Source organism: Mesorhizobium sp. M0152, from assembly GCF_040322415.1.
Lineage (GTDB): Bacteria > Pseudomonadota > Alphaproteobacteria > Rhizobiales > Rhizobiaceae > Mesorhizobium.
Genome location: NZ_JAMYTH010000005.1, coordinates 260,616 through 282,391, shown reverse-complemented (window position 1 = coordinate 282,391; position 21,776 = coordinate 260,616). Strand labels below are relative to the sequence as shown.

General features: G+C 64.2%; 25 protein-coding genes. 13 read left to right on the top strand and 12 right to left on the bottom strand.

The annotated features are described in order from the left end of the window. Positions 1–236: 236 nt before the first annotated feature. Complete coding sequence (locus tag NKJ26_RS08415) at positions 237–1,097, bottom strand: SMP-30/gluconolactonase/LRE family protein (protein WP_352694895.1); 861 nt, start codon at positions 1,095–1,097, stop codon at positions 237–239. Positions 1,098–1,210: 113 nt separating this feature from the next. Between NKJ26_RS08415 and NKJ26_RS08410 the strand changes: the two genes are divergently transcribed. After that, positions 1,211–2,008: a helix-turn-helix domain-containing protein gene (locus NKJ26_RS08410; protein WP_352694894.1), complete on the top strand. Its 798-nt coding sequence runs from the start codon at positions 1,211–1,213 to the stop codon at positions 2,006–2,008. Positions 2,009–2,150: 142 nt separating this feature from the next. Here the strand turns inward: NKJ26_RS08410 and NKJ26_RS08405 are convergent, their stop codons facing one another. After that, positions 2,151–3,092 carry a CHAD domain-containing protein gene (locus NKJ26_RS08405; RefSeq protein WP_352694893.1) on the bottom strand — a complete coding sequence of 314 codons (942 nt, stop codon included), beginning with the start codon at positions 3,090–3,092 and terminating at the stop codon, positions 2,151–2,153. Continuing rightward, complete coding sequence (locus tag NKJ26_RS08400; RefSeq protein WP_352694892.1) at positions 3,089–3,562, bottom strand: CYTH domain-containing protein; 474 nt, start codon at positions 3,560–3,562, stop codon at positions 3,089–3,091. The genes NKJ26_RS08405 and NKJ26_RS08400 overlap by 4 nt, the downstream gene beginning before the upstream one ends. 90 nt (positions 3,563–3,652) lie before the next feature. Here NKJ26_RS08400 and NKJ26_RS08395 point away from each other — a divergent pair, with 90 nt between their 5' ends. From NKJ26_RS08395 to NKJ26_RS08380, 4 genes are read left to right on the top strand one after another with little or no spacing between them, the layout of a single operon-like run. Then, positions 3,653–4,372 carry a CerR family C-terminal domain-containing protein gene (locus NKJ26_RS08395; protein ID WP_352694890.1) on the top strand — a complete coding sequence of 240 codons (720 nt, stop codon included), beginning with the start codon at positions 3,653–3,655 and terminating at the stop codon, positions 4,370–4,372. Next, positions 4,369–5,322, top strand: coding sequence for an HlyD family secretion protein (locus NKJ26_RS08390; RefSeq protein WP_352694889.1), 954 nt, complete (start codon positions 4,369–4,371; stop codon positions 5,320–5,322). Before NKJ26_RS08395 ends, NKJ26_RS08390 begins: the two co-directional genes overlap by 4 nt. Further along, a complete protein-coding gene (locus NKJ26_RS08385) occupies positions 5,319–6,239 on the top strand; it encodes an ABC transporter ATP-binding protein (protein WP_352694888.1) in 921 nt (306 codons plus the stop codon). Before NKJ26_RS08390 ends, NKJ26_RS08385 begins: the two co-directional genes overlap by 4 nt. Next, a complete protein-coding gene (locus tag NKJ26_RS08380; protein ID WP_352608262.1) occupies positions 6,236–7,375 on the top strand; it encodes an ABC transporter permease in 1,140 nt (379 codons plus the stop codon). The genes NKJ26_RS08385 and NKJ26_RS08380 overlap by 4 nt, the downstream gene beginning before the upstream one ends. 102 nt (positions 7,376–7,477) lie before the next feature. On the opposite strand, the gene NKJ26_RS08375 is transcribed toward NKJ26_RS08380, so the two are convergent. Beyond that, complete coding sequence (locus tag NKJ26_RS08375; RefSeq protein ID WP_352694887.1) at positions 7,478–8,455, bottom strand: threonine/serine dehydratase family protein; 978 nt, start codon at positions 8,453–8,455, stop codon at positions 7,478–7,480. A gap of 138 nt (positions 8,456–8,593) precedes the next feature. After that, positions 8,594–8,917, bottom strand: a complete 324-nt coding sequence (locus tag NKJ26_RS08370; protein WP_027026873.1) for a hypothetical protein — start codon at positions 8,915–8,917, stop codon at positions 8,594–8,596. A 162-nt stretch (positions 8,918–9,079) separates the two neighbouring features. Here NKJ26_RS08370 and mbfA point away from each other — a divergent pair, with 162 nt between their 5' ends. After that, positions 9,080–10,063, top strand: a complete 984-nt coding sequence (gene mbfA / locus NKJ26_RS08365; RefSeq protein ID WP_352694886.1) for an iron exporter MbfA — start codon at positions 9,080–9,082, stop codon at positions 10,061–10,063. Positions 10,064–10,103: 40 nt separating this feature from the next. Here the strand turns inward: mbfA and NKJ26_RS08360 are convergent, their stop codons facing one another. After that, on the bottom strand, positions 10,104–10,448 hold the full coding sequence (locus NKJ26_RS08360) for an antibiotic biosynthesis monooxygenase family protein (RefSeq protein ID WP_352694885.1): 345 nt from the start codon (positions 10,446–10,448) through the stop codon (positions 10,104–10,106). Next, positions 10,445–10,777, bottom strand: a complete 333-nt coding sequence (locus NKJ26_RS08355; protein WP_352694884.1) for an NIPSNAP family protein — start codon at positions 10,775–10,777, stop codon at positions 10,445–10,447. Before NKJ26_RS08355 ends, NKJ26_RS08360 begins: the two co-directional genes overlap by 4 nt. A gap of 170 nt (positions 10,778–10,947) precedes the next feature. Here NKJ26_RS08355 and NKJ26_RS08350 point away from each other — a divergent pair, with 170 nt between their 5' ends. Continuing rightward, entirely contained in the window at positions 10,948–11,622 is a 675-nt protein-coding gene (locus tag NKJ26_RS08350; protein WP_352694883.1) for an ArsR/SmtB family transcription factor, read from the top strand. A 23-nt stretch (positions 11,623–11,645) separates the two neighbouring features. Here the strand turns inward: NKJ26_RS08350 and ligD are convergent, their stop codons facing one another. Continuing rightward, a complete protein-coding gene (ligD, locus tag NKJ26_RS08345) occupies positions 11,646–14,147 on the bottom strand; it encodes a DNA ligase D (RefSeq protein WP_352694882.1) in 2,502 nt (833 codons plus the stop codon). A 13-nt stretch (positions 14,148–14,160) separates the two neighbouring features. Beyond that, a complete protein-coding gene (gene ku, locus NKJ26_RS08340; protein ID WP_352694881.1) occupies positions 14,161–15,033 on the bottom strand; it encodes a non-homologous end joining protein Ku in 873 nt (290 codons plus the stop codon). Between ku and NKJ26_RS08335 the strand changes: the two genes are divergently transcribed. The 4 genes from NKJ26_RS08335 to NKJ26_RS08320 all read left to right on the top strand — a co-directional run bounded on the left by NKJ26_RS08335 (position 15,032) and on the right by NKJ26_RS08320 (position 16,190). Beyond that, positions 15,032–15,220, top strand: coding sequence for a hypothetical protein (locus NKJ26_RS08335; protein ID WP_352694880.1), 189 nt, complete (start codon positions 15,032–15,034; stop codon positions 15,218–15,220). The two genes, ku and NKJ26_RS08335, sit on opposite strands and share 2 nt — an antisense overlap. Positions 15,221–15,411: 191 nt before the next feature. Continuing rightward, entirely contained in the window at positions 15,412–15,552 is a 141-nt protein-coding gene (locus NKJ26_RS08330; RefSeq protein ID WP_352606741.1) for a hypothetical protein, read from the top strand. 2 nt (positions 15,553–15,554) lie between these two features. After that, on the top strand, positions 15,555–15,680 hold the full coding sequence (locus NKJ26_RS08325; protein WP_352606743.1) for a hypothetical protein: 126 nt from the start codon (positions 15,555–15,557) through the stop codon (positions 15,678–15,680). 51 nt (positions 15,681–15,731) lie between these two features. Continuing rightward, positions 15,732–16,190, top strand: coding sequence for a thiol-disulfide oxidoreductase DCC family protein (locus tag NKJ26_RS08320; RefSeq protein WP_352694879.1), 459 nt, complete (start codon positions 15,732–15,734; stop codon positions 16,188–16,190). A 13-nt stretch (positions 16,191–16,203) separates the two neighbouring features. Here the strand turns inward: NKJ26_RS08320 and NKJ26_RS08315 are convergent, their stop codons facing one another. The 3 genes from NKJ26_RS08315 to NKJ26_RS08305 form a co-directional block, all read right to left on the bottom strand. Continuing rightward, positions 16,204–16,587: a DUF1850 domain-containing protein gene (locus tag NKJ26_RS08315; RefSeq protein WP_352694878.1), complete on the bottom strand. Its 384-nt coding sequence runs from the start codon at positions 16,585–16,587 to the stop codon at positions 16,204–16,206. Next, on the bottom strand, positions 16,584–18,683 hold the full coding sequence (locus NKJ26_RS08310) for a TRAP transporter permease (protein WP_352694877.1): 2,100 nt from the start codon (positions 18,681–18,683) through the stop codon (positions 16,584–16,586). The genes NKJ26_RS08315 and NKJ26_RS08310 overlap by 4 nt, the downstream gene beginning before the upstream one ends. A 69-nt stretch (positions 18,684–18,752) precedes the next feature. Beyond that, the gene (locus tag NKJ26_RS08305) at positions 18,753–19,712 is read right to left on the bottom strand and encodes a TAXI family TRAP transporter solute-binding subunit (RefSeq protein ID WP_352694876.1); all 960 of its coding nucleotides are present in this window, start codon (positions 19,710–19,712) and stop codon (positions 18,753–18,755) included. 427 nt (positions 19,713–20,139) lie between these two features. Between NKJ26_RS08305 and NKJ26_RS08300 the strand changes: the two genes are divergently transcribed. Beyond that, on the top strand, positions 20,140–20,508 hold the full coding sequence (locus tag NKJ26_RS08300) for a YciI family protein (RefSeq protein WP_352606755.1): 369 nt from the start codon (positions 20,140–20,142) through the stop codon (positions 20,506–20,508). Between the two features lie 7 nt (positions 20,509–20,515). After that, positions 20,516–21,760 (top strand): RNA polymerase sigma factor, encoded by a 1,245-nt coding sequence (locus NKJ26_RS08295; RefSeq protein ID WP_352694875.1) that lies wholly within the window; start codon positions 20,516–20,518, stop codon positions 21,758–21,760. Positions 21,761–21,776 lie beyond the last annotated feature (16 nt).

The window sequence follows — 21,776 nt, the reverse complement described above, 5'->3', positions numbered from 1 at the left end:
CGAGAAAACCGATCGCAACTTCTCCGCGATGATCTACGCATGCGCTGCCGTCATCAATTCTCGATGATTCTCAACAGCCCCTAGATCAATTCAGGGAAAAGTGTGAAGCGGTTTCCGTCCGGAATTACGTTGAAACAAAGAGTTAGAGCGGTTCACCGTTTCCGTGAAACGATGAACCGCTTTAACGGCAGCGTCATGGAGCGGGTCCTCCAAATCGGGAGGCCAGGTTAGAGTTTTCAGTCGACCTTGAGCGCCGCGACTTCGCCTTCGATCATCAGCGGCACGAAGATGGTTGACTTGCCGTCCGTGCCGATATCGGCGCTGCCCGGCTTGAAATGCGCCACTGCTTCCGGCGCGCTGCCGGCACGATATCGGTAGAGCGTGCCGGTCATGTAGGCGGTAGCGTAGATGGTGCCGCCGATGGTGATGACGCCGTCGAGGTCTGCGAAATTCTGGGCCCCCGGCAAGGGTGAAACCGCCTTGCTGGCGAGGCCGACCGACAGCAGCCCGCCGGGCTCCGCAGTGCTGAAATCGGGCTTGATGCCCTTGCCCCAGGAGGCGACGATCAGCCGGTCGCCATCGGCGACGATGCCGTTGGGCGAAGCCAGCATCGCATCCCTGACGAACAGTTCCGGCCGGTCGGCGTCGATGCGGTAGATAGCATCGGCCAGCATGTCGGTGACATAGACCTTCCCTGCGGCATCAGCGGTCACGTCGTTCAGGAAGACGGCATTCGGCACCGCGATGCTGGCGACGAGCTTGCCGCTGGCGAGATCGACGACGCGGATTTTGGCGATGTCGGCGACATAGAGCTTGCCGCCCGATATCGCCATGCCCTTGGGCGCGTCCATGCCATCGGTCCAGTGCTGTGTGACGATCTTGCCGTCGAGCGACAGCACCGAGAGGTACCCGTTTCCGTCCACATCGCCCGGATTGCCGACGATGTTGGAGACGATGATGCGGCTGTTGGCGGCGTCGAACAGCGCCGATTCCGGCTGTTCGAGGCCCGTCGCGTGCCAGAGTTCGCTGGCGTGGGCGGCCGGTGCCGCCGCGATGCCGGTGATGGCGAGAAACGCTGAGGCGATGAAGGGTTTCATGGCTGTTCTCCTGTGATGGTGGCGGAGAGCTATGACTTTCGATACTTTTCCGAAAGCTTGATTGGCTCTAGCATCGAAAATTGATACCAACTTGTCCACAAGAGGTGCATCCCATGAACGGTCTGATCTTCGAGGCGCTGAAGCGCACGCTGAAGGCGAAGGGCGTCACCTATCGCGAACTTGCCGAACGCCTGGGCGTTTCAGAGCCGACGGTGAAGCGAATCTTCCACGAGCGCAACTGCAAGCTCGACCGGCTGATGGAGATCTGCGCTGCCGCCGGCGTCGAGCTGGAAAACGTGCTCGGCTCGATGAACCGGGGACCGGGGCCGGTCAATCACATTGCGCCGGAGATCGAGCGCAAGCTCGCCGGCCGGCCGGCGCTGCTGTTCGTCTTCGTCATGCTGTCGGAAAAATTCACGCCCGAAGGCATCATGCGCTCGCAAGGGTTGAGCGAAGCCTCGATGTTTCTCTATCTGCGCGACCTCGAGGAACTTGGCCTGGTCGCGCTCGGGCGTGGTCTGTCGGCGAGATTGCTGGTCGAGACGCCGATCCAGTGGAATTTCGAAGGACCGCTGCGGCCGCTGTTCGAAATGACCAACAAGAACTTCGTCGGCTGGGCTATCACCCATATCGAGAAAGAGGCGAGCTTCGTCAGCTTCAGCAGGCGGATGCGGCCGGAGACGGCGGAGATGGTGCGTCGCGAGGCGGAAGACCTCGCCGATCGCGCCAGGCTGCTCGCCCATCACGACCAGCACACCACGCCGGAGGACGGATTGGTCGGCTACAAATGGACGTTTGCCTTTGGCGCGACGCCGTTTGAAGCGATCATGCCGATCGGTCCGCATCCGCGAGATGCCGGTGCGCGGGCGCACGAGCAACCCGCCAGGACGCGGAAACCCATGCCCGCATAGCGGAGATCCGCTACTCGCCCCGGCGACGGTCTTGTCGTTCCACGGTCGCCATAGACAGCGTCACGACAAATGCCAGCAGAGTAGGGGGGCGTCAGCGAGGACCGTCGGCGAGGCTAAAAACCGCTCTCACATCGCTACACGATCAGCCGGAAGCGCCGGCGTCCCCGCTGACCGCCGCGCCGGCCAGATCGTCGCGTGCCTTGCGGGCCAGTTTTCGCGTCGAGCGCCTGGGGCTGTCGCCGAACAGATCGGCCGCCTTGGCGAGACAACTCTTCTTCAGCTGCTTCTCCGACCGTTTCAGCAGCTTTCCCAGCAACTTCGTGTCCTCAGGCGCACCGAGCGGCTGGTCATCGGCCAGGAGAAGCGCGCGCATCACAAGCACATCGTGCAGGTCGCCTAGCCGTTCACCCAGTTCGTCGACCGCCTTGCGGCGAGCCTTGATCGGTGTCGGCCACAGCCTGCCGAGCAACGACAAATGCATGCCGTGCGTCTTGGCCGCCTTTCGCAGATCGTGGAAATCATTGGCCTCGCCGCGCGAGCCGGCCCTGTCGAGCGCCTTCCTGGCGCGGCGCAGACAGCTGCGCGCGCCTTCGGCAAGCACGTCGGCTGCCTGTTCCGGCTGGTCCGGCAAGGCAAGGCTTTCGATCCGCTTGACGCCATCCGCGCAAGCGGCCGCAGCGGCGTGGACCGCCGCTTCCAGCCCAGCGCTTTCATGCAATTCGTGCTGGCGGGCGATCAGCCTGTCGCGTACGGCCTCGAGCCCGCCGTTGGCGCTCTCCTTGGCAAAGCTCGCCGCCAGCCGGTCGATGGTCTCGATCAGCGCCGTCGCCTCGCGCGGTCCGGCAAGCAGCGCGGCGACATTGCGATAGCACTGGTTTTCGGTGGTGCAAAATATTTCGTCCCCGGAACGAACCAGGCATAGCAAGGCCCGTACGCTCTTCAGCCGCTTGCGGCATTTGTGCAGCGCCTGCTCCGGCCGGCTGCGCGCCGCCTCGAGATGAAGCAGCGCCTTGCCGATCTCCTCGGCCAGGATACGCCTGACCTCGCCGGTCAGCGGCAGGCGCGGATCAATGCGAAAGCTCATGCGGCGATCTCCGGAATCCCCCCGAGGGCGAGCGACGCGTTGTAAAACTTCTGCTCGCCGGTGACCTCACGGCCGAGCCAGTCTGGCAGCATTTCGTCCGGTACGTCTTCCGGCGTTTCCAGCTCGGCGACCACAAGTCCCGCAAGCGGACCGCCGAACACATCGACTTCGTAGAGGTAGCCGCGGTGCCTAACATGATGGCGTGTCTTCTCTATGACACGCCCTATGGCAAAGGCCAGCATCTCCTCGGCCTCCGCGAGCGGGATCGGATATTCGAACTCGTCGCGCTCGCGCGCGCTGCTGCCGAATTTGAGGGTCAGCTTGGCGGAGGCGTCATTGTTGATGCGGATGCGAACGGTTCGACCGGGTGTCGCGGCAAGATAGAACTGACGAATACGGATGTCTGCCTCGGCCAGATCCCGCCACGCGGTGCCGGAAACCAGGAATTTGCGTTCGACTTCCTTGCCCATGGCCGCGCACTAAAGCGTTTGCCGCCAGCGATGGCAAGACGATCGTGCAGGCAAGTTGACTTTAATCAATCGATTGATTAAAGTGTGTTGATGGTCAAGACGCCGGACATCAAAAGCTCCCGCCGCGAGACGTCTCCCGCCGAGCTTACGCGCGCGGCACTCGTCCGGGCGGCGCTGAAACTGTTCGGACGGCAAGGCTTCGACGGAACCTCGACACGCGAGATCGCCGCCGAGGCACAAGCCAATATCGGCTCGATCGCTTATCATTTCGGCGGCAAGGAGGGCCTTCGCGCGGCCGCCGCCGACTATATCGTCGAGACCATCCAGCTGGTCGCCGGCCAGGCGCTCGGCAATACGCAGGCATCCGTTCCCGACAATCCGGAGGCCGCCCGGACGCAACTCTTCGCGGCGCTGGAGCGGATGGTCGGCTTCGTCGTGGCGCAACCGGAAGCAGGCGAGATCGTACAGTTCGTGCTGCGCGAGCTTTCGCATCCGACGGCGGCACTCGACCGCATCTATGACGGCGTGTTCGAACCGACGCATCGCCGCCTATGCCAGCTCTGGGAGCAGGCGACGGGCGAGCCCGCCGAAAGCGAGGCAACCAGGCTCACCGTGTTCACGCTGATCGGCCAGGTCGTCTATTTCCGCATCGGCCGCGAGGCGGTGATGCGCCGCATGGGCTGGGGCGACATCGGCGCCGCCGAGGCCGCCAAGGTGGTGGCGGTCACGGCGGACAACCTCAGCGCCATTCTGGCCGCCAGGAAGGGCCAAGAGATGAAGGACCAAGAAATGAAGGGGCAAAGACCATGAGCTTTCTATGTTCGCTGCCGCTCGCCGCGCAGCTTCTCGGGGCCTGCGCTCCCGCGGCACCGCTCGCCGTCGGCTATGTCGAGGGCGACTATGTACTGCTGGCGCCGATCGAGGTGGCGCAGGTCGAAACCGTCGCCGTGAAGCGCGGCGACCGCGTTACCCCCGGCACGGTGGTGGTGACGCTGGAAAGTGCCGATGCAAATATCGCCGTGGCGCAGGCGCAGGCAAGCCTGGCGCAGGCGCAGGCGCAGCTTGCCGACCTGCAGGTCGGCAAACGGCCGGAAGAAATCGCGGCGCTGAAGGCTCAGCTCGACATGGCCAAGGCGCAGGCCGATGACGCCAGGCGCAAATACAACCGCGCCGCCGATCTGTTCAAGCGCGGCACCGGCACGCAGGCCGATTACGACACCGCCTCCGCGACGCTGGAGACCGCCGATGCGCAGGTTGGCCAAGCTCAGGCCAATCTCGCCGTCGGCGGCCTGCCGGCTCGTTCCGAGACGATCAAGGCCGCCGACAATCAGGTCAAGCAGGCGCAGGCCGAGCTGGAACAGGCGCAGTGGCGGCTGTCGAAACGGGTGCTGGCGGCGCCATCTCCCGGCCGCGTCAACGATGTCATCCGCAATCCCGGCGACACGGCTGGCCCGACGGCGCCTGTCATTTCGGTCCTGCCCGACGGCGCGGTGAAGCTCAGTGTCTATATACCGGAAAGCGCCTTCTCCTCGGTGAAGGTCGGCACCTTGCTCACGGTTCGCTGCGACGGCTGCGGTCCGGACGTGAAAGCGCGGGTCAGCTACATCTCGCCCGATCCCGAGTTCACCCCGCCGGTCATCTACTCCTTGGAGAACCGGCAGAAGCTGGTCTATCTGGTCGAGGCGCGGCCGCAGGGCGATGCAGGCCCGCTGCAGCCGGGCCAGATCGTCGACGTCGATCTCGCGGACGTCGGAAAATGAACGCCATCGACGTCCATGGCCTGGTCAAGCGTTTCGGCGACAAGACCGTCGTCGACCATGTGACGATGACGGTCGCCGAAGGCGAGATCGTCGGCTTTCTCGGCCCCAACGGCTCGGGCAAGACCACCACCATCCGCATCATGTGCGGCCTGCTGACGCCGGATGAGGGCGAAGGAAAGGTGCTCGGCTACGACATCCGCACCGACAGCCTGCACATCAAGCGCGAAGTCGGCTACATGACGCAGAAATTCTCGTTCTACGAGGATCTGACGATCGGCGAAAATCTTGAATTCGTGGCGCGGCTCTACCGGCTGAAGCCGGTCGAGGAGCATGTAGCGAAGACGCTGGAGGACCTTGGCCTGACGACGCGCCGCAACCAACTGGCCGGCACATTGTCGGGCGGCTGGAAGCAGCGGCTGGCGCTGGCCGCCTGCATCATGCACAAGCCGAAGCTGCTGCTGCTCGACGAGCCGACGGCCGGCGTCGACCCGAAGGCGCGGCGCGAATTCTGGGACGAGATCCATCGCCTCGCCAGCGGCGGGCTGACCGTGCTGGTCTCCACCCACTACATGGATGAGGCCGAGCGCTGCCACCGCATCAGCTATATCTCCTACGGCAAGATGCTTGCCACCGGCACCGTTGCCGAGGTGGTGAAAAATGCCGGCCTGACCACGTTCGTCCTGCAAGGCCCGCGTCTCGACCAGGTGGCGGAAGCGCTCCAGGGCCGCCCCGGTGTCGATCAGGTGGCGCCGTTCGGCGCGACGCTGCATGTCGTCGGTTCCGACAGGAAGAAGCTCGAGGCAGCCCTTGCCGATGTCGAGAGAGAACACAAGGGCGTGAAGGTGGCGCCGGGCGAGACCAGCCTCGAGGATGTTTTCATCCAGTTCATGTCGGGTTCGAAGGACAACATGGCATGAGGAACAGCGTCTTTTCCTTCGCCCGGCTTGGCGCGCTGCTGATCAAGGAATTTATCCAGATGCGGCGCGACCGCATCACCTTCGCCATGATGCTCGGCGTACCGCTGATGCAGCTGGTGCTGTTCGGCTACGCCATCAACAACGATCCGAAGAGCCTGCCTGCCGCACTGGTGGCGACGAGCAGCGACCCCTACACCCGCGCCATAGTCGCGGCGCTGCAGACCACCGGCTACTACCGCTTCGACCATGTCGCCCAAAGTGCCGAGGAGGCAGAGTTCCTGATGGCACGCGGCGATGTCGCTTTCGTCGTCACCATCCCCGCCGATTTCGCCAGGCGCGTCGAGCGCGGCGACAACCCGCGGATCCTGATCGAGGCCGACGCCACCGATCCGGCTGTCGCCAGCGGCGCCATATCGACGCTAGGCACCGTGGCCGGCCAGGCATTGCGAAGAGCCCAGGGTACGCAGGAAACCGCCGCCGAGGCCGCCAAGGGACAGCTCGATGTGGTGGTGCACCGGCGCTACAACCCGGAAGGCATTTCGCAATACAACATCGTGCCAGGCCTGCTCGGCGTCATTCTGCAGATGACGATGGTGATGATGACCTCGATCGCGCTGACGCGCGAGACCGAGCGCGGCACGATGGAAAACCTTTTGGCGATGCCCTCCAGCCCGCTGGAGATCATGCTGGGCAAGGTTTTGCCCTATCTGGTGGTCGGCGCCGTGCAGGTGGTGGTGGTGCTGGCGGCGGCCAAGCTCCTGTTCGCCATTCCCTTCACCGGCTCGACGTCGCTGCTGTTGAGCGCCGTGCTGATCTTCGTGCTGGCGCTGGTGCTGCTCGGCTATACGATCTCGACCATCGCCCGCACGCAAATGCAGGCTTTGCAGCTCACCTTCTTTTTCTTCCTGCCGTCGATCATGCTGTCGGGCTTCATGTTCCCCTATCGCGGCATGCCGGACTGGGCGCAGATTTTTGGCGAGATACTGCCGCTGACGCACTTCCTGCGCATCATCCGCGCGGTGATGCTGAAGGGCGCAGAACTCCCGGCGGTGGCGACCGAGATCGGCTGGCTGGTGGTGTTCGTGGCGCTGTTTGCCGGCGTTGCGCTGGTGCGGTTCAGGCGGACGCTGGATTAGAGTGTCCAGACTGCGGCGTCAGGCTACTGAGGTGCAGAAATTCTCCATGCCGGCAGCACAGTAACGGCGCGGAGGATCGCGGCGGGCCTGTTGCACCAACGCCTAAGCGGCCGCCATGATCTGCGCATAAGTGCCGAAATCGACATTGCCGCCGGAGAGCACCACGGCGATGCATTTGCCTGCCAGCTCGATCTCGCCCGAAGACAGTGCCGCCAGCGCCACGCAGCCGCCGGGCTCGACCACCAGCTTGAGGTAGGCCATGGCATCACGCATCGCCTGCGCCGTCGCCTGATCGGAGACGGCGATGGCGCCGGCGAGATTCCTGCGGTTGATCTCGAAGGTGATCACGCCGGGCTCGGCGGTCAGGATCGCGTCGCAGATCGAGCTATAGCCCGGCTCGTTGGAAACCCTTGCGCCGGCGGCCAAGGAGCGGCGCGTGTCGTCGAAATGCTCCGGCTCGACCGCCCACACGGCGGTATCGCGCGAGGCATCCTTGACGGCAACGGAAATGCCGCTCGACAGGCCACCGCCGCCGCAGGGAACGACGACCGCGTCGAGGCTGACGCCAAGCGCTTTCGCCTGACGTATCAACTCAAGACCGATCGTGCCTTGGCCGGCAATGATCGCCGGGTCGTCGAAGGGCGGCACCAGCACCATGCCCCTGTCCAGATAAGGGCGGACCACGGTCATCCGGTCGTCGCGAAAACGGTCGAACGGCACCACTTCCGCACCCATCTTGCGGACGTTGTCGACCTTCATCGCCGGCGCATCGACGGGCATGGCGATGACCGCCTTGACGCCGAACATCGCGGCGGATGCTGCCACGCCTTGCGCATGGTTGCCGGAAGAGAATCCGACGACGCCATGGCTGCGCTCGTCTTCGCTGAGCGACGACAGTTTGTTGTGGGCGCCGCGGAACTTGAATGAGCCGGTGCGCTGCAGAGTCTCGGGCTTGAACAGGATGCGGGCGTTGAAGCGCTTGTTGAGTTCCTGCGATTCGATCAATGGCGTTTCGACGATGAGGCCGGAAAGCCGGGCCGCGGCGGCGTGGATGTCGGCAATTCCTGGAGGGGTGGTCATGGCGAGATCCTGCGACGATGCGATCCGGCCATGGTGCACGGAAAGGGCCGCGCGACACCACCAAAAAAATGTGACCGTTACAAAGTGTGGTGAGTCACGACGCCGAGACTTGGCAGTTGGCCTTGCGGCCGATCACTCCTAACCCAACAGCGCCCGCTGTCTCTTGCTGCCACCAAGCTTGCGCCAGTTGTTGAACCGGTGCGTGGCGGCGGCGAAGGAGATCTTCATCTGCTGGGCGACCGAATAGCGCGATTTGCCTTCGTCGAACATGCGGTAGCAGCATTCGACGCCTTCCTCGGTCAACTTGCCGTCCGGAGCCTTGTTGTGAGGATTGGCGGGATCGAATTTTTCGACCTGCTGCTCGACCAGGCCCTTCAGGCGCTGCAGGTCGGCCTCGATGCTGACGATGAGGTCGAGAACGGGCTTCGGGTCATAGCTGTGCGGGGGCTGTTTTGCCGTCATTTGCGGATTCCTTTTCTCGGATGGATCGAGACATATAGGTGAACATTCGCTGATAATGAAGGGGCGCGTTCGCGCCGGGCTTCACCAATTCTTGACCCGCCGATTGACCGGGGGTGCCGTAAACATTAGTTTAGAACAATTCTAAACTAGGGTGATTTCCTCATGCTTTCCCGTGTTTTCGGTTTTGGCCGCCGTTCCTTTGAATCGCTTTCCGAACAGGAGATTCTGGCGCTGGCCATTTCATCAGAGGAAGACGACGGGCGCATCTATCGGGCTTACGCCGAAGGACTTAGCGAAAACTTTCCGCAATCGGCAAAGGTGTTCGAGGAGATGGCCGAGGAGGAGGATGGACATCGCAATTCGCTGATCGAGCTTCATCGCAAGCGTTTCGGCGAGCGCATTCCACTGATTCGGCGCGAGCATGTGAAGGGCTATTACGAGCGAAAGCCCGACTGGCTTGTGAGACCTCTCGGCATCGAGCATGTGCGCAGCCAGGCCGAGGCAATGGAGCGCCAAGCCTACCTGTTCTATGTCGAGGCGGCAAAGCGCACCACCGATGCCTCCACGCGAAAACTGCTCGGCGATCTGGCTCTGGTCGAACAAGGCCACGAGACGCTGGCGCAGAGTATCGAGCAAAAGCACGTACCCGGCGCCGTGAAGGACGAAGAGGCGGCCGCCGAGCAGCGGCAGTTCATCCTCACCTATGTGCAGCCGGGTTTGGCCGGGCTGATGGACGGATCGGTGTCGACATTGGCGCCGATCTTCGCGGCGGCGTTCGCCACGCATGACACCTGGCAGACGCTGCTGGTCGGGCTTGCCGCCTCGATCGGCGCCGGCATCTCGATGGGCTTCACCGAGGTCGCGTCCGACGATGGCAAGCTTTCGGGCCGCGGCTCGCCTGTCAAGCGCGGCCTTACCGTCGGAATCATGACGGCACTAGGCGGGCTCGGCCACGCACTGCCCTATCTCATTCCGCATTTCTGGACGGCTACCGGGGTCGCCGCCGTCGTGGTGTTCTTCGAATTGTGGGCGATCGCCTTCGTCCAGAACCGCTACATGCAGACGCCCTTCCTGCGCGCCGCCTTCCAGGTGGTGCTGGGCGGTGCGCTGGTGTTCGCGGCCGGCGTCCTGATCGGGAATGCGTGAGTTTGTCGTTCTTTCCTCGTTTGTGGGAGAAGGATAACCGCTAACCATTCACCGCCCGGCTATCCACCGGCGCCTCTGCCCTCTCCGTCAGCCCGTAGTCGCGCACGACATGGGCGATGCGCAGACGATAGCCGGCAAAGATACCGCCCCGGCCGGCCTTTTGCGCCTGGCGGTGTTCTTCCGTGTTGCGCCAGGCCTTCACCGCGTCCTCGTCGCGCCAGAAGGACAAGGACAGGACGCGGTTCGGGTCGGCCAGGCTCTGGAAGCGTTCGACGGAGATGAACCCGTCGATGTCGTCTAGCAGCGGCCGCAGGTCAGCGGCGATGCCCAGATACGCATCGCGTTTGCCCGCCGCTGGCTCGACCTCGAAGATGACGGCGATCACGGCAGCACCAGCTTTGCATGCGGTCCCGAGACGTGCTTCAGAAACATGCGGTCCTCCTTGAGGATGAACTTTTCGCGGCGGGCGAACTCGTAATTTGCCTTGCCGGCAGGGTCGGCGGCAAGCCGGGCGCGGTAGGCCTCGTAGGCCGCCAGGTTGTCGATATTGTAGGCGGCATAGGCCGTCGTGGCCGAGCCCTCATGCGGCGCGTAATAGCCGATCAGGTCGGCGCCGCAGCGCGGAATGGCCTGGCCCCAATTGCGGGCATACTCCTCGAAGGCAGCCTTGCCGAATGGGTCGATCTCATAGCGGATGAAGCAGGTGATGGTCATTGTGGTCTCCTGAGGTCCTACATCAATCGTTCGAGCGCGGTCGAAACGTCGTGCGCAGCAACGTGCTAGGCAATGTCGTGTCAGGAGCCGTCATTGCGTGCATCGGCGGCTCTTGAACCGAACCGAGAATAGAGGCAGTTTCACGAGAACACTTCGACAAGGATCGAACTATGCGTGAAGGACCCGACATCGCCCGCATCGCCAGCCTAGTCGGCGATCCGGCCCGCGCCAACATGCTGAGTGCGCTGATGGGCGGCACGGCGCTGACGGCGAGCGAGCTGGCGCTCGAAGCCGGCGTGTCGCTGCCGACCGCGTCTTCGCATCTGGGCAAGCTGATGGAGGGCGGATTGCTGACGCTGGCGAGCCAGGGAAGGCATCGCTACTACGGCCTCGCCGGGCCGCAGGTGGCCGGCATGATCGAAGCCATCACCGGCGTTGCCGCTGCCGTCGGGCCGCAGCGTGTGCGGCCGGGTCCGCGCGACGCCGCCATGCGCGTGGCGCGCGTCTGCTACGATCATCTCGCCGGCGGACAGGCGGTGGCGATGCTCGATCGTCTCGTCGACAGAAACCTGCTGGTCCGCGACGACAAGGAGATCGGACTGGGACCGTCGGCGGCGTCGCATTTCGCCGCCATCGGCATCGATGTCGGTGCCAGGCCACGACGGCCGGTGTGCCGCGCCTGCCTCGACTGGAGCGTGCGGCGCTCGCATCTCGCCGGCAGTCTGGGTGCCGCCATTCTCGACAAGATCCTTGCCGAGAAATGGGCGCGCCGCGAGAAGGATAGCCGTGCGGTGATCTTCTCGCCGCCGGGCAAGCAGGCGTTCGAAAGGGTGTTTCTGGCCTGAGATATCGGCGGGACAGCGCCCCTCTATCCCCGCTTCAACACCTTGCCCTGTTCAAAAAAATCCGCCCACGGATCGGCTTGCGCCAGCCGCTTCAACGTCGTCTTGTCGCCGATCGGGAAGGCGTTCGGCGCCAGCCCGGCCTCGATCTCGCCCCAGGTCACCGGCATCGACACGGTTGCGCCCTTCTTGGCCCGCGACGAATAGGGCGCGACCGTCGTCGAACCGCGGCCATTGCGCAGATAGTCGACGAAGATTTTTCCCGTGCGGGCCTTCTTCGACAGCGTTGCCGTGTAGCGATCGGGGGCGCCCTGCTCCAGCGCCCGGGCGAAGTCGTGGGCGAAGGCCTTGACTTCGTCCCAATCCGCCGCCGGCTTCAGCGGCACCAGCACATGATAGCCCTTGCCCCCCGATGTCTTGACGACGTTCGGCAGCGACAGCTCGTCCAGCTTGCCTCTGATGTCGAGCGCTGCCGCGCGTACCGCCTTCACGTCGACGCCTTCATCGGGATCGAGGTCGAAGATGATCTGGTCCGGCTGCTCGATCTTGTCGATGGTGCAGCCCCAGATGTGGATCTCGACCACGCCGTACTGGACGAGGGCCGCAATGCCGTCGAAATCCCGGATGAACAGGATCTCCTCGCCATCCGTCGGGTCTTTCATGCGAGCGATCTTGTTGCTCATGCCGGGCGAGGCATGTTTCTGGAAGAAGCGCTGTCCACCGACCCCATCCGGCGCGCGCACCAGGCTGAGCGGCCGGTTGACGACGAACTGTTGCATGCGCGGCCATACCCGCTCGTAATGCTCGAGCAGCCCCTGCTTGGAGATCTTTTCGTCCGGCCACAGCAGCTTGTCGGGATGCGAGAGCTTTATGGTGGTCGCCATCGTCCCGCCAGGTTTGGCGGTCTTCGACGTCGGCTTGGTCTTGGCCGTGCTCTTGCCTGTCGATGCCATCGGCTTTTCCTGCACGACTTCCTCCGCCGGCTTGTCCTCGCGCAATCCCTGGAACGAGGCGTGGCGTATTATACGGTCAGAGGTCCAGCTGCGGAACTCCACTTCGCCGACCAACTCGGGCTTGACCCAGACCAGGCCTTTGCCCTTCGGCACGGCCTTGTCGAAGGGCGATGACTTTGCCTTGAGCGCATCGAGTTTCGTTTTCAGGTCCGTGGCGGTCCTGGAGGAGAAGCCGGTGCCGACGCGGCCGGCATAATGCAGTCTGCCGCCCTCATGATAGCCGACCAGCAGCGAGCGCAGCCCGCGCCCGGTCTTGTCCGACGGCAGATAGCCGCCGATGACGAACTCCTGCCGCGCCGTGCATTTCGACTTCACCCAGGAGGGGCCGCGGCCGCTGCGATAGGGCGCGTCGGCGCGTTTGGAGACGACGCCTTCCAGTCCCATGCGGCAGACATGCTCCAGCATGATCTTGCCGGGTTCCGAAAAATGGTCGCTGAAGCGGACCGCCGAACTCTCGGACTGCTCGCCGAGCAGTTCAGCCAAGGCCTGCTTGCGCTCGACCAGCGGCTCGCGACGCAGATCTTTGCCGTCGAGCCGCATCAGGTCGAAGACATAATAGCTGAAACGGTCTGTCCGCTTTGCCGAGAGGTCGGCCTGCAGCAGCGCGAAGGAGGAGACGCCGCTATCGGCCAGCACGACGATCTCGCCGTCGATGATGGCGTCGCTGCATTTCAGGCGAGCGAGTTCTCCGACGATCTCGCCGCCGAACTTCTCCGTCCAGTCGAGCCCGGTGCGGGTAAGCAATCGCACCTCCGTGCCGGCGATCTGCGCCTGCATGCGATAACCGTCGAATTTCACCTCATGCAGCCAGTCCTCGCCAGACGGCGCGTCCCGTTCGAGCGTCGCTAGCTGCGGCTCGACGAAGTCGAGGCGTTTGCTTGCCTTCGCCTTCCCAGCGGCCGGCTTATTGGAATGCCAGACCTTCGGCTTCTCGCCCTTGGCGGCCTTGCCTTCGCCGACCTCCTCGATCGTCAGGCCGGATTTCACCGATTCGGGGGCTTCCTGGAGAATGTCCTCGCCGGGACGCGCCGCCGCATCGTCCGACTTGATCAGCAGCCAGTTGTCGCGTTTCTCGCCCGACCGAGGCTTCAACCTGACCAGGTGCCAGAGGCCGTGCAGCTTCCGGCCGTTAAGCTCGAAGCTGATATGGCCCTTCTTCATCGCCTTGGCCGGATCGGCCTCGGGAGTCCAGGTGCCCTCGTCCCAGACGATAACCGAGCCACCGCCATATTCGCCCTTGGGGATGGTGCCTTCGAAAGAGGCATAGTCGATCGGATGGTCCTCGACATGCACGGCCAGCCGCTTTTCGTGCGGATCGAGGCTCGGACCGCGCGTCACTGCCCAGCTCCACAGCACGCCCTCATGCTCTAGGCGAAAATCATAGTGCAATCGTGTCGCGGCATGTTTCTGGACGACGAAGATGCCGCCGGCTTTCTTGCCGCGCGCGACCTTGCCGGCCGGCTCGCCGGTCTTCCTGAAATCGCGCTTGGACCGGTACTGTTCGAGGCTGGCCATCCGTTCGTGCCCCTCAGGCCGATTTGCGCTTGGGCGCGCCGGCCTTCGGCGCGGCGCGTTTGGCCGCGGGTTTGGCTCTCTTCGATGAAGAAGCCTTGGCCGAGCCGGCATCCGACGAGAGGCTCTTCTTCAGCGCATCGAACAGATTGACGACGTTCGAGGGTTTGGGGGCGGCCTTGGCCTCCGGCACCTTGCGGCCGGCCTTCTTGGCGCGGATCAACTCGAGCAGCGCATCCTCGTATTTGTCCTCGAACTTCGAAGCGTCGAACTTCGTTTTCCTCTTGTCGATGATCAGCCCGGCCAGATCGGTCATCTCCTGATCGGTCTTCACCGCCTTGATGTCGCCGAAGACGGTGTCCGGCTGGCGCACCGTGTCGTCATAGCGAAGCGTCGTCAGCACCATGCCCTTGCCCAGCGGTTCGATGACCACTGGACGCTCGCGCTGATACAGCACGACGCGTGCGAGACCGGCTGTCTTCTTGTCCGCCATGGCATCGCGGATGACGGCGAAAGCCTCCTCCGACACCTCGTCTGCGGGCGCGACATAATAGGGCGTGTCGAGATAGATCTGCTGGATCGAGGATTTGTCGACGAAGCCATCGAGGGTCATCGTGTGCGAAGATTCGACCTGCACCGCCTCGATTTCGTCCTTCTCGATATGGACGAAGCCGCCGCCTTCGACTTCGTAGCCTTTGATCTGGTCGTCATCCTCCACCGGATCGCCGGTCTCGGCATCGACATAGAGGCGCTTCACCCTGTTGCCGGTCTTGCGGTTCAGGACCCGGAACGAGACCTTCTCGGCGTGGGTGACGACGTTCGTAAGTTCGACGGCACAGGTGACCAGCGACAGCTTCAGATAGCCTTTCCAGGCCGGGCGCGGCGCCATGACATTTTCCCTTCACGAACCAGATCAACGAGAACGGATAGGTGCCGCTCCAGTTCCGCCGCTGCGTGATGAAGCGGTCTCGGGAGACCGCCTCCAGCATCATGACGGCAAGAACGATTGTTTCGCGGTGACCGCAAAAACTGAAACGCAAGCGCGCCCGGGCGGCATTCAAACGAAACATATGTGATGCAAAAGTCACACTCGGCGAAATGGCGACAAACGGCACGGAAACACCGCGAATCAGCCGCATTCCAGCCACGAAGCAACGGGTTTTCGACCAGAAATTAACATCACGTTCACCGACTATTCACGCCTCGATGCTATCGTTCCGGCAATTCGGAAGGGACAGCCGAAAATCGGGACAGGGACCCAGGTAAAATGAACTTCCTCACGCACCTCATCGGCTATGCCGCGGTCATTCGCGAATTCATTTCGCCGACTTATCGGCCCGAGCGCTATTACATGCGCGGCCCCGGTCCGGCCTGCGCCCGCCGCGGCAATTCGCTGGGCGCGCACTGACCATGACTTTCGAGAGCCGCCACAACAGCCGCATCTGCCGGCCGGGCGCCGACACCCGCGCCACCACCTATCGCGCCGAGCGCCCTATCCTCGGCGACCGCCGGCGTGCGACATCGCCACGTCTTTGATGCCGCCTCAGGCTGATCTAGTGTCTTCGGACACGAGCAGCCGAGGCCCGCGTGACCGACCTTCCCCAGCCTACCCGTCGTAAGTCCAGCCGTCCCTTTGAACCCTTCGACGGAAGTCAGCCGCTGATCGTTTTCGACGGTGCCTGCGTGCTCTGCTCCGGCTTCGTTCGCATGGTGGTCAGGCTCGACCGCAAACGCCGCTTCCGCTTCGCCACCGCGCAGTCGCCGTTGGGCGAGGCGCTGTTCAGAAAGCATGGACTGCGCACGGATTCCTACGAAACCAATCTTGTCCTTGTCGACGGCGCCGCCTTCACGCAGCTCGACAGCTTCATCGAGGTCATGTCGGAACTCGGCTGGCCGTGGCGGGCGGCCAGGGCGCTGCTGCTGTTGCCTCGCCCAATCCGCAACTGGCTGTACAATCGCATCGCCAAAAACCGTTACGCCCTGTTCGGCAGGAAGAACACCTGCGATATTCCGTCGGCCGAGCTGCGCGCGCGGTTGATCGGCTAGAGGCTCCTGGGGGCTATCGCGTTTGGCTCGCCCCATCCGGCTCACACGATTCCAGCACGATCGCGCCGCCCGCCGCCTTGCCGAGTTCCCGGCAGCCCTGAACCGTGCACAGCGTCCAGCCCGCGCTTGTCGCGCCGGAGGCGGCGAGCACGAGCCGGCGCTGCGGTCCAACCTTCGGCGCATAGGCCCACCAGCCGTCTCGCAGCACCGCGCCCTCCGGCGGCTCCATGCCGGCGCCCGAGCCCTTGATCCGCGCCTCCGTCACTTGCAGGCCGGCAGGCGCCACCTTCCAGTCTTCTTCCCAGCGCGTCCGTTCCACCGAATGCGTCCAGGACAGGGTGAAGGCGGCAACGGAGAGCGTCACCGTCTTGCCGGCGGCCAGGATGCACAGGCTCATGCAGCGGCCGAAGCCTGCCGCGCCCGCCAGCAATGCCAGCCGATCCAGACGAGCGACAACGTCCAGCCGGCCTCGTCGGTGAGAGGCACCGCCATGACCAGCAGCGCGCCGCCGACGAAGGCGACAAGCCGTTCCCACCACGCCATGCGGCGGACCAGGAAGCCGACGGCCGCCGCACCCCACAGCACGATGCCCATGCAGGCCTTGACGACGATGTAGGCGACCTCGACGGGGTAGCCGAACTGGGCGGCGATCGGACCAGGGTCCTGCAGCATCAGCGCCGGCGTATAGACGGCCATGAACGGCACGACGAAGCCGGCAATGGCAAGCTTGGTCGCCTGGATGCCGATCTTGAGGCCGCTCTCCTTCGCCATGGGTGCCGCCGCAAAAGCGGCCAGGGCCACCGGCGGCGTGAGATCGGCCATGATGCCGAAATAGAAGACGAACATGTGGCTGACCACCAGCGGCACGCCGAGCGACAGCAGCGCCGGCCCGGCCAGCGACGAGGTGATGATGTAGTTGGGAATCGTCGGGATGCCCATGCCGAGCACCAGGCAGGTGAGCATCGTCAGCACCAGCGACAGGAACAGATTGTCCTCGCCGATGGAGATGATCCAGCCGATGAAGGTGGAAGCGATGCCGGTCAGCGTCAGCGTGCCGATGACGATCCCGACAATGGCGCAGGCGATGCCGACCGGCAGCGCGTTCTTCGCCCCTTCAGCGAGCGAATCCACGCAGATCCGCAGCGTTTCGCGCCCGCCCTTGAAAGCGAAGCAGGCGACGACGAGCGCCGCGATGACCAGGCCGAGTATGTTGACGCCGAAGCGCATGAACGAGGCGGCGGCGAGCCCCAGCGCCAGCCAGAATGCGATGCGAAAGGCGAGCGGGCCGATCAGGGCCGCCAGCGGCGTGCCGAGGATGAGCACGATGGTCAACGCCAGGCCCATCGTGCCGGCGAAGATCGGTGTGTAGCCGGCAAACAGGAGGTAGATGAGGGCCGCCAGCGGCAGCACCAGCGGCCAGTGCTGGCGCACCGCGTCCCAAGGATTGGGCAGGTCCGCCTTGGCCATGCCGTGCAGGCCGGCCTTGCCGGCTTCCAGATACACCTGCCAGAAGCAGGCGCCGAAATAGAGCAGCGCCGGGATTATCGCCGCCTTGACCACTTCGGCGTAGGGGATGTTCAGCGTTTCGGCCATGATGAAGGCGACCGCGCCCATGACCGGCGGCATGATCTGGCCGCCCATCGAGGACGTCGCTTCGACGGCGCCGGCGAAGGCCGAGCGGAAGCCGAAGCGCTTCATCAGCGGGATGGTGAACTGGCCGCTGGCCACCACATTGGCGACGCCGGAGCCGGAGATGGTGCCCATCAGCGCCGAGGACAGCACGCAGACCTGCGCCGGGCCGCCGCGCCACGAGCCGACCAGGCCGAGCGCGAAATCATTGAACAGCGCGATCATGCCGGCGCGTTCGAGGAAGGCGGCGAAGACGACGAAGATGAAGATATAGGCCGCCGAGACATAGATCGGCGTGCCGTATATACCTTCGGTGCCGTAGGCGAAGGTGTCGACCAGCTGGGCGAAATCGTAGCCGCGATGGATGAAGGGCGGCGGCAGATGATTGCCGACGAAGCAGTAGGCGAGAAAGATGAAGGCGATGACCGCCAGCGGCAGGCCCATCAGCCGTCTGGCCGCCTCGAAGACCAGCGCCACCAGCACCGCGCCGACGATCAGGTCCGGCGTGGTCAGGAAGCCGGAGCGGCGGATGAGGTCGGTATAGAATACCCAATTGTAGATACCGGTGCCGAAGCCGAGCACGCCGAGCGTCCAGAACACGACCTTGGCCGGTGCGCTGGTGGCACGCAGGTTGGCGATCAGGGCAAAGCCGAGCAGCAGCAGGAAGCCGACATGCATGGCCCGCACCACCTGGCTCGGAATGCTGCCATAGGCGGCGACATAGATCTGGAACGCGGAAAAGGCGACGGCGATGGCGAATGCGACCTTGCCGGCGATGCCCTCGCCGAAGCCCGGCGGCAGCCCTTCGACTTGTTCCTCGGCGGCAGGGAGATGGAGAGCGCCATCGGTCGTTGTTCCGCTCATCCGACGCACTCCAAAATGGGCGAATTACAGCGCGAGGCGCCTGGCGAAGACATCTCAGATAGTCCCCGCCTACTTCAACAGCCCCTTCTCCTTGTAATAGCGCTCCGCACCCGGATGCAGCGGCACCGGCATGCCGTCGAGCGCCTTGGCAGGGTCGATCGCCTTGGCGGCGGCATGCGCCGCGGCCAACTGGTCGAGATGGTCGAACATCTGCTTGGTCATCTGATAGGCGGTCTCGTCGGAGACATCGGCGCGGGTAATCAGGAAATTGCCGACGGCGGCGGTAGCGACGTCCTCGCTCTGGCCTTCATAGGTGCCCTTCGGAATGACCACCGCAAGATAGGGCGAGCCGATCTTGGCAACGTCCTCGGCCGGCACCGACACGACGTTGATCGGCACGGAAGTGGCGAGGTCGCGAATCGAGGCGACGCCGAGCCCCGCCGATTGCAGGGTCGCGTCGAGCTGCCGGTTCTTGATCAGCTCGACCGATTCGGCGAAAGGCAGGTATTCGACCCGGCCAAGATCCTCGTATTTCAGCCCGGCGGCGGCGAAGATGGCACGCGCGTTGAGTTCGGTGCCCGAAGCCGGCGCGCCGACCGACAGGCTCTTGCCCTTGAGATCGGCCAGCGTCTTGATGCCGGACTCCCGGCTGGCGACGATCTGGATGTAGTTGGGATAGATGGCGGCGATGCCGCGCAGTTTGTCGAGCTTGCCCGGGAAGCCGGCCTCGGCATTGCCCTCGGCGGCCAGCTTGACGGAATCGCCGAGCGCGAAGGCGATCTCGCCCTTGCCCTGTTGCAGCAGATTGAGGTTTTCCACGGAAGCCTTCGTAGCCTGCACCTGGGTACGGGCGCCTGCGATACCCTTGCCGTAGATTTCCGACAGCGCCACACCAAGCGGATAGTAGACGCCCGACGTGCCGCCGGTCAGCACGTTGATGAATTCCTGCGCTCCGGCTGAAACAACGCCGAAGCCAAGTGAAAGCGCCACCATGGCGGCTGCAACGGTTTTCGTTCTGAAATGGAACACCTGATTTCCTCCCTGCAATGCTGACAACCGCACCGCCTCCCAGATGCGAACCGGGCGAGTTTAGACGGCGAGCCGGAAATGCCAACCCGCAATTCTGTCGGGGCATCAAACGAAAAACTCGCCTGTGCGGCGGGTCATCGGCGCAACCTGCACCATGAGAACTATGTACCATGGCTGCGCTCACAAAGTCAAGGAAAAAAATCCTATCATGAAAAACTGGCGGCACAAGAAGCTGTCGGCACCGGTGCTGGCCGTCGTCAGGCCTTTTGCCGACATGCATTCGGAGCCGTGCCGGAAACAGATGGCGGCTTGCACAAAATGCCATCGCAGCCGAAAATTTTGCGTAGCTTGTCGAAATCGGTCGCCGCCGCGCGACATACGTCTGGCCCCGCAAGGACGCGGCCTTCGAAACCACGGGAGAAGACCCATGCGATACATGCTTTTGATCAACAACGACGAAGCCGCACTGGCTAACACGCCGGTCGAGAAGGCCCAGCAGATGAGCGCGGCTTATGGCGCCTATACCGAAGCGTTGAAGAAATCCGGTGCGTGGCTGGCCGGCGAAAGGCTGCGCCCGACCCAGGCAACCACCTCGGTGCGGATTTCTGACGGCAAGACCAACGTGATCGACGGCCCCTATGCCGACACCAAGGAGCAGCTTGCTGGCTTCTACATGATCGAGGCGGCCGATATCGATACCGCCATCGACTGGGCGGCGCGCTGTCCGGCGGCCAGCACCGGCACGGTCGAGTTGCGGCCGATCTGGGAAATGGCCGACTACATGCCGCAGAAATGATGCCGTGATGGACAGTCGCCCGGAGACCGCCCGGGCGGCCGCGGAGGCCGCCGCCCGGCAAAGCTATGGCAAGCTGGTCGCCTGGCTCGCTGCGCGCACGCGCGACGTGGCCGCCGCCGAGGATGCATTGGCCGATGCCTTTGCCGCCGCGCTCGAAAGCTGGCCACGAACCGGCGTGCCCGAAAAGCCGGAAGCCTGGCTGCTGGCCGTGGCGCGGCGCCGGCGTGTCGATGCCGTGCGGCGGCGGCTGACCAGCGAGGCCGGTCGCGAGCATCTCAAGCTGATTGCCGAGGAGGCGGAGGCACGCATGACCGACGAAGACCTGCCCGACGAACGGCTGCGGCTGATGTTCGCCTGTGCCCATCCGGCCATGGAAGCCGGCGTGCGTGCGCCGCTGATCCTGCAGACCATCCTTGGCTTCGATGCGGCCACGATCGCGTCCGCCTTCCTGGTCTCGCCCGCGACGATGGGCCAGCGCCTGGTGCGCGCCAAGGCCCGCATTCGTGAGACAGGCATTCCATTCCGGGTGCCGGAGCGGGCCGAACTCGGCGAGCGGCTGGATGCTGTGCTGGAGGCCATCTACGCGACCTTTGCCGAAGGCTGGTCCGACCCGGCCGGCACCGAGACTCGCCGCCGCAATCTGGCGACAGAAGGCATCTGGCTCGGCAGGCTGGTGGCGTCGCTGATGCCGAATGAGCCGGAAGCGCTGGGCCTGCTGTCGCTGATGCTGTTTGCCGAAGCGCGTCGCGCCGCGCGCCGCGATGCGGACGGAGACTATGTGCCGCTTGCCGAGCAGGATTGTGCGCTGTGGGATAATGCCTTGATCGACGAGGCGGAAGCGCTGCTCGGCCGCGCCGCAACGAGAGATGTCATCGGCCGCTATCAGCTGGAGGCGGCCGTGCAATCCGCCCATGCGGCGCGGCGGCGGACCGGCCGGACCGACTGGGCCGCGGTCCGGGAACTCTACGACGCGCTGTCGGTGATTGCCGGCTCACCCGTTGTGTCGATCAATCGTGCCGTGGCGATCTCCGAAGCCGAGGGCGCGGTGGTGGGACTGGCGGTCCTTTACACGCTTGGCGACGACAAGCGGCTTGCAGACTATCAGCCCTATTGGGCGGCCCGCGCCGGCCTGCTGGCCAGGCTTGGTGAGATCACGCAAGCCGCCGACGCCTACGACCGGGCGATCGGGCTCGAACACGATCCGGCCGTGCGCCGGTTCCTGCAGGAGAAGCGGGCAATCCTTGGAAATTGAGTCTCCTGGAGCGGAG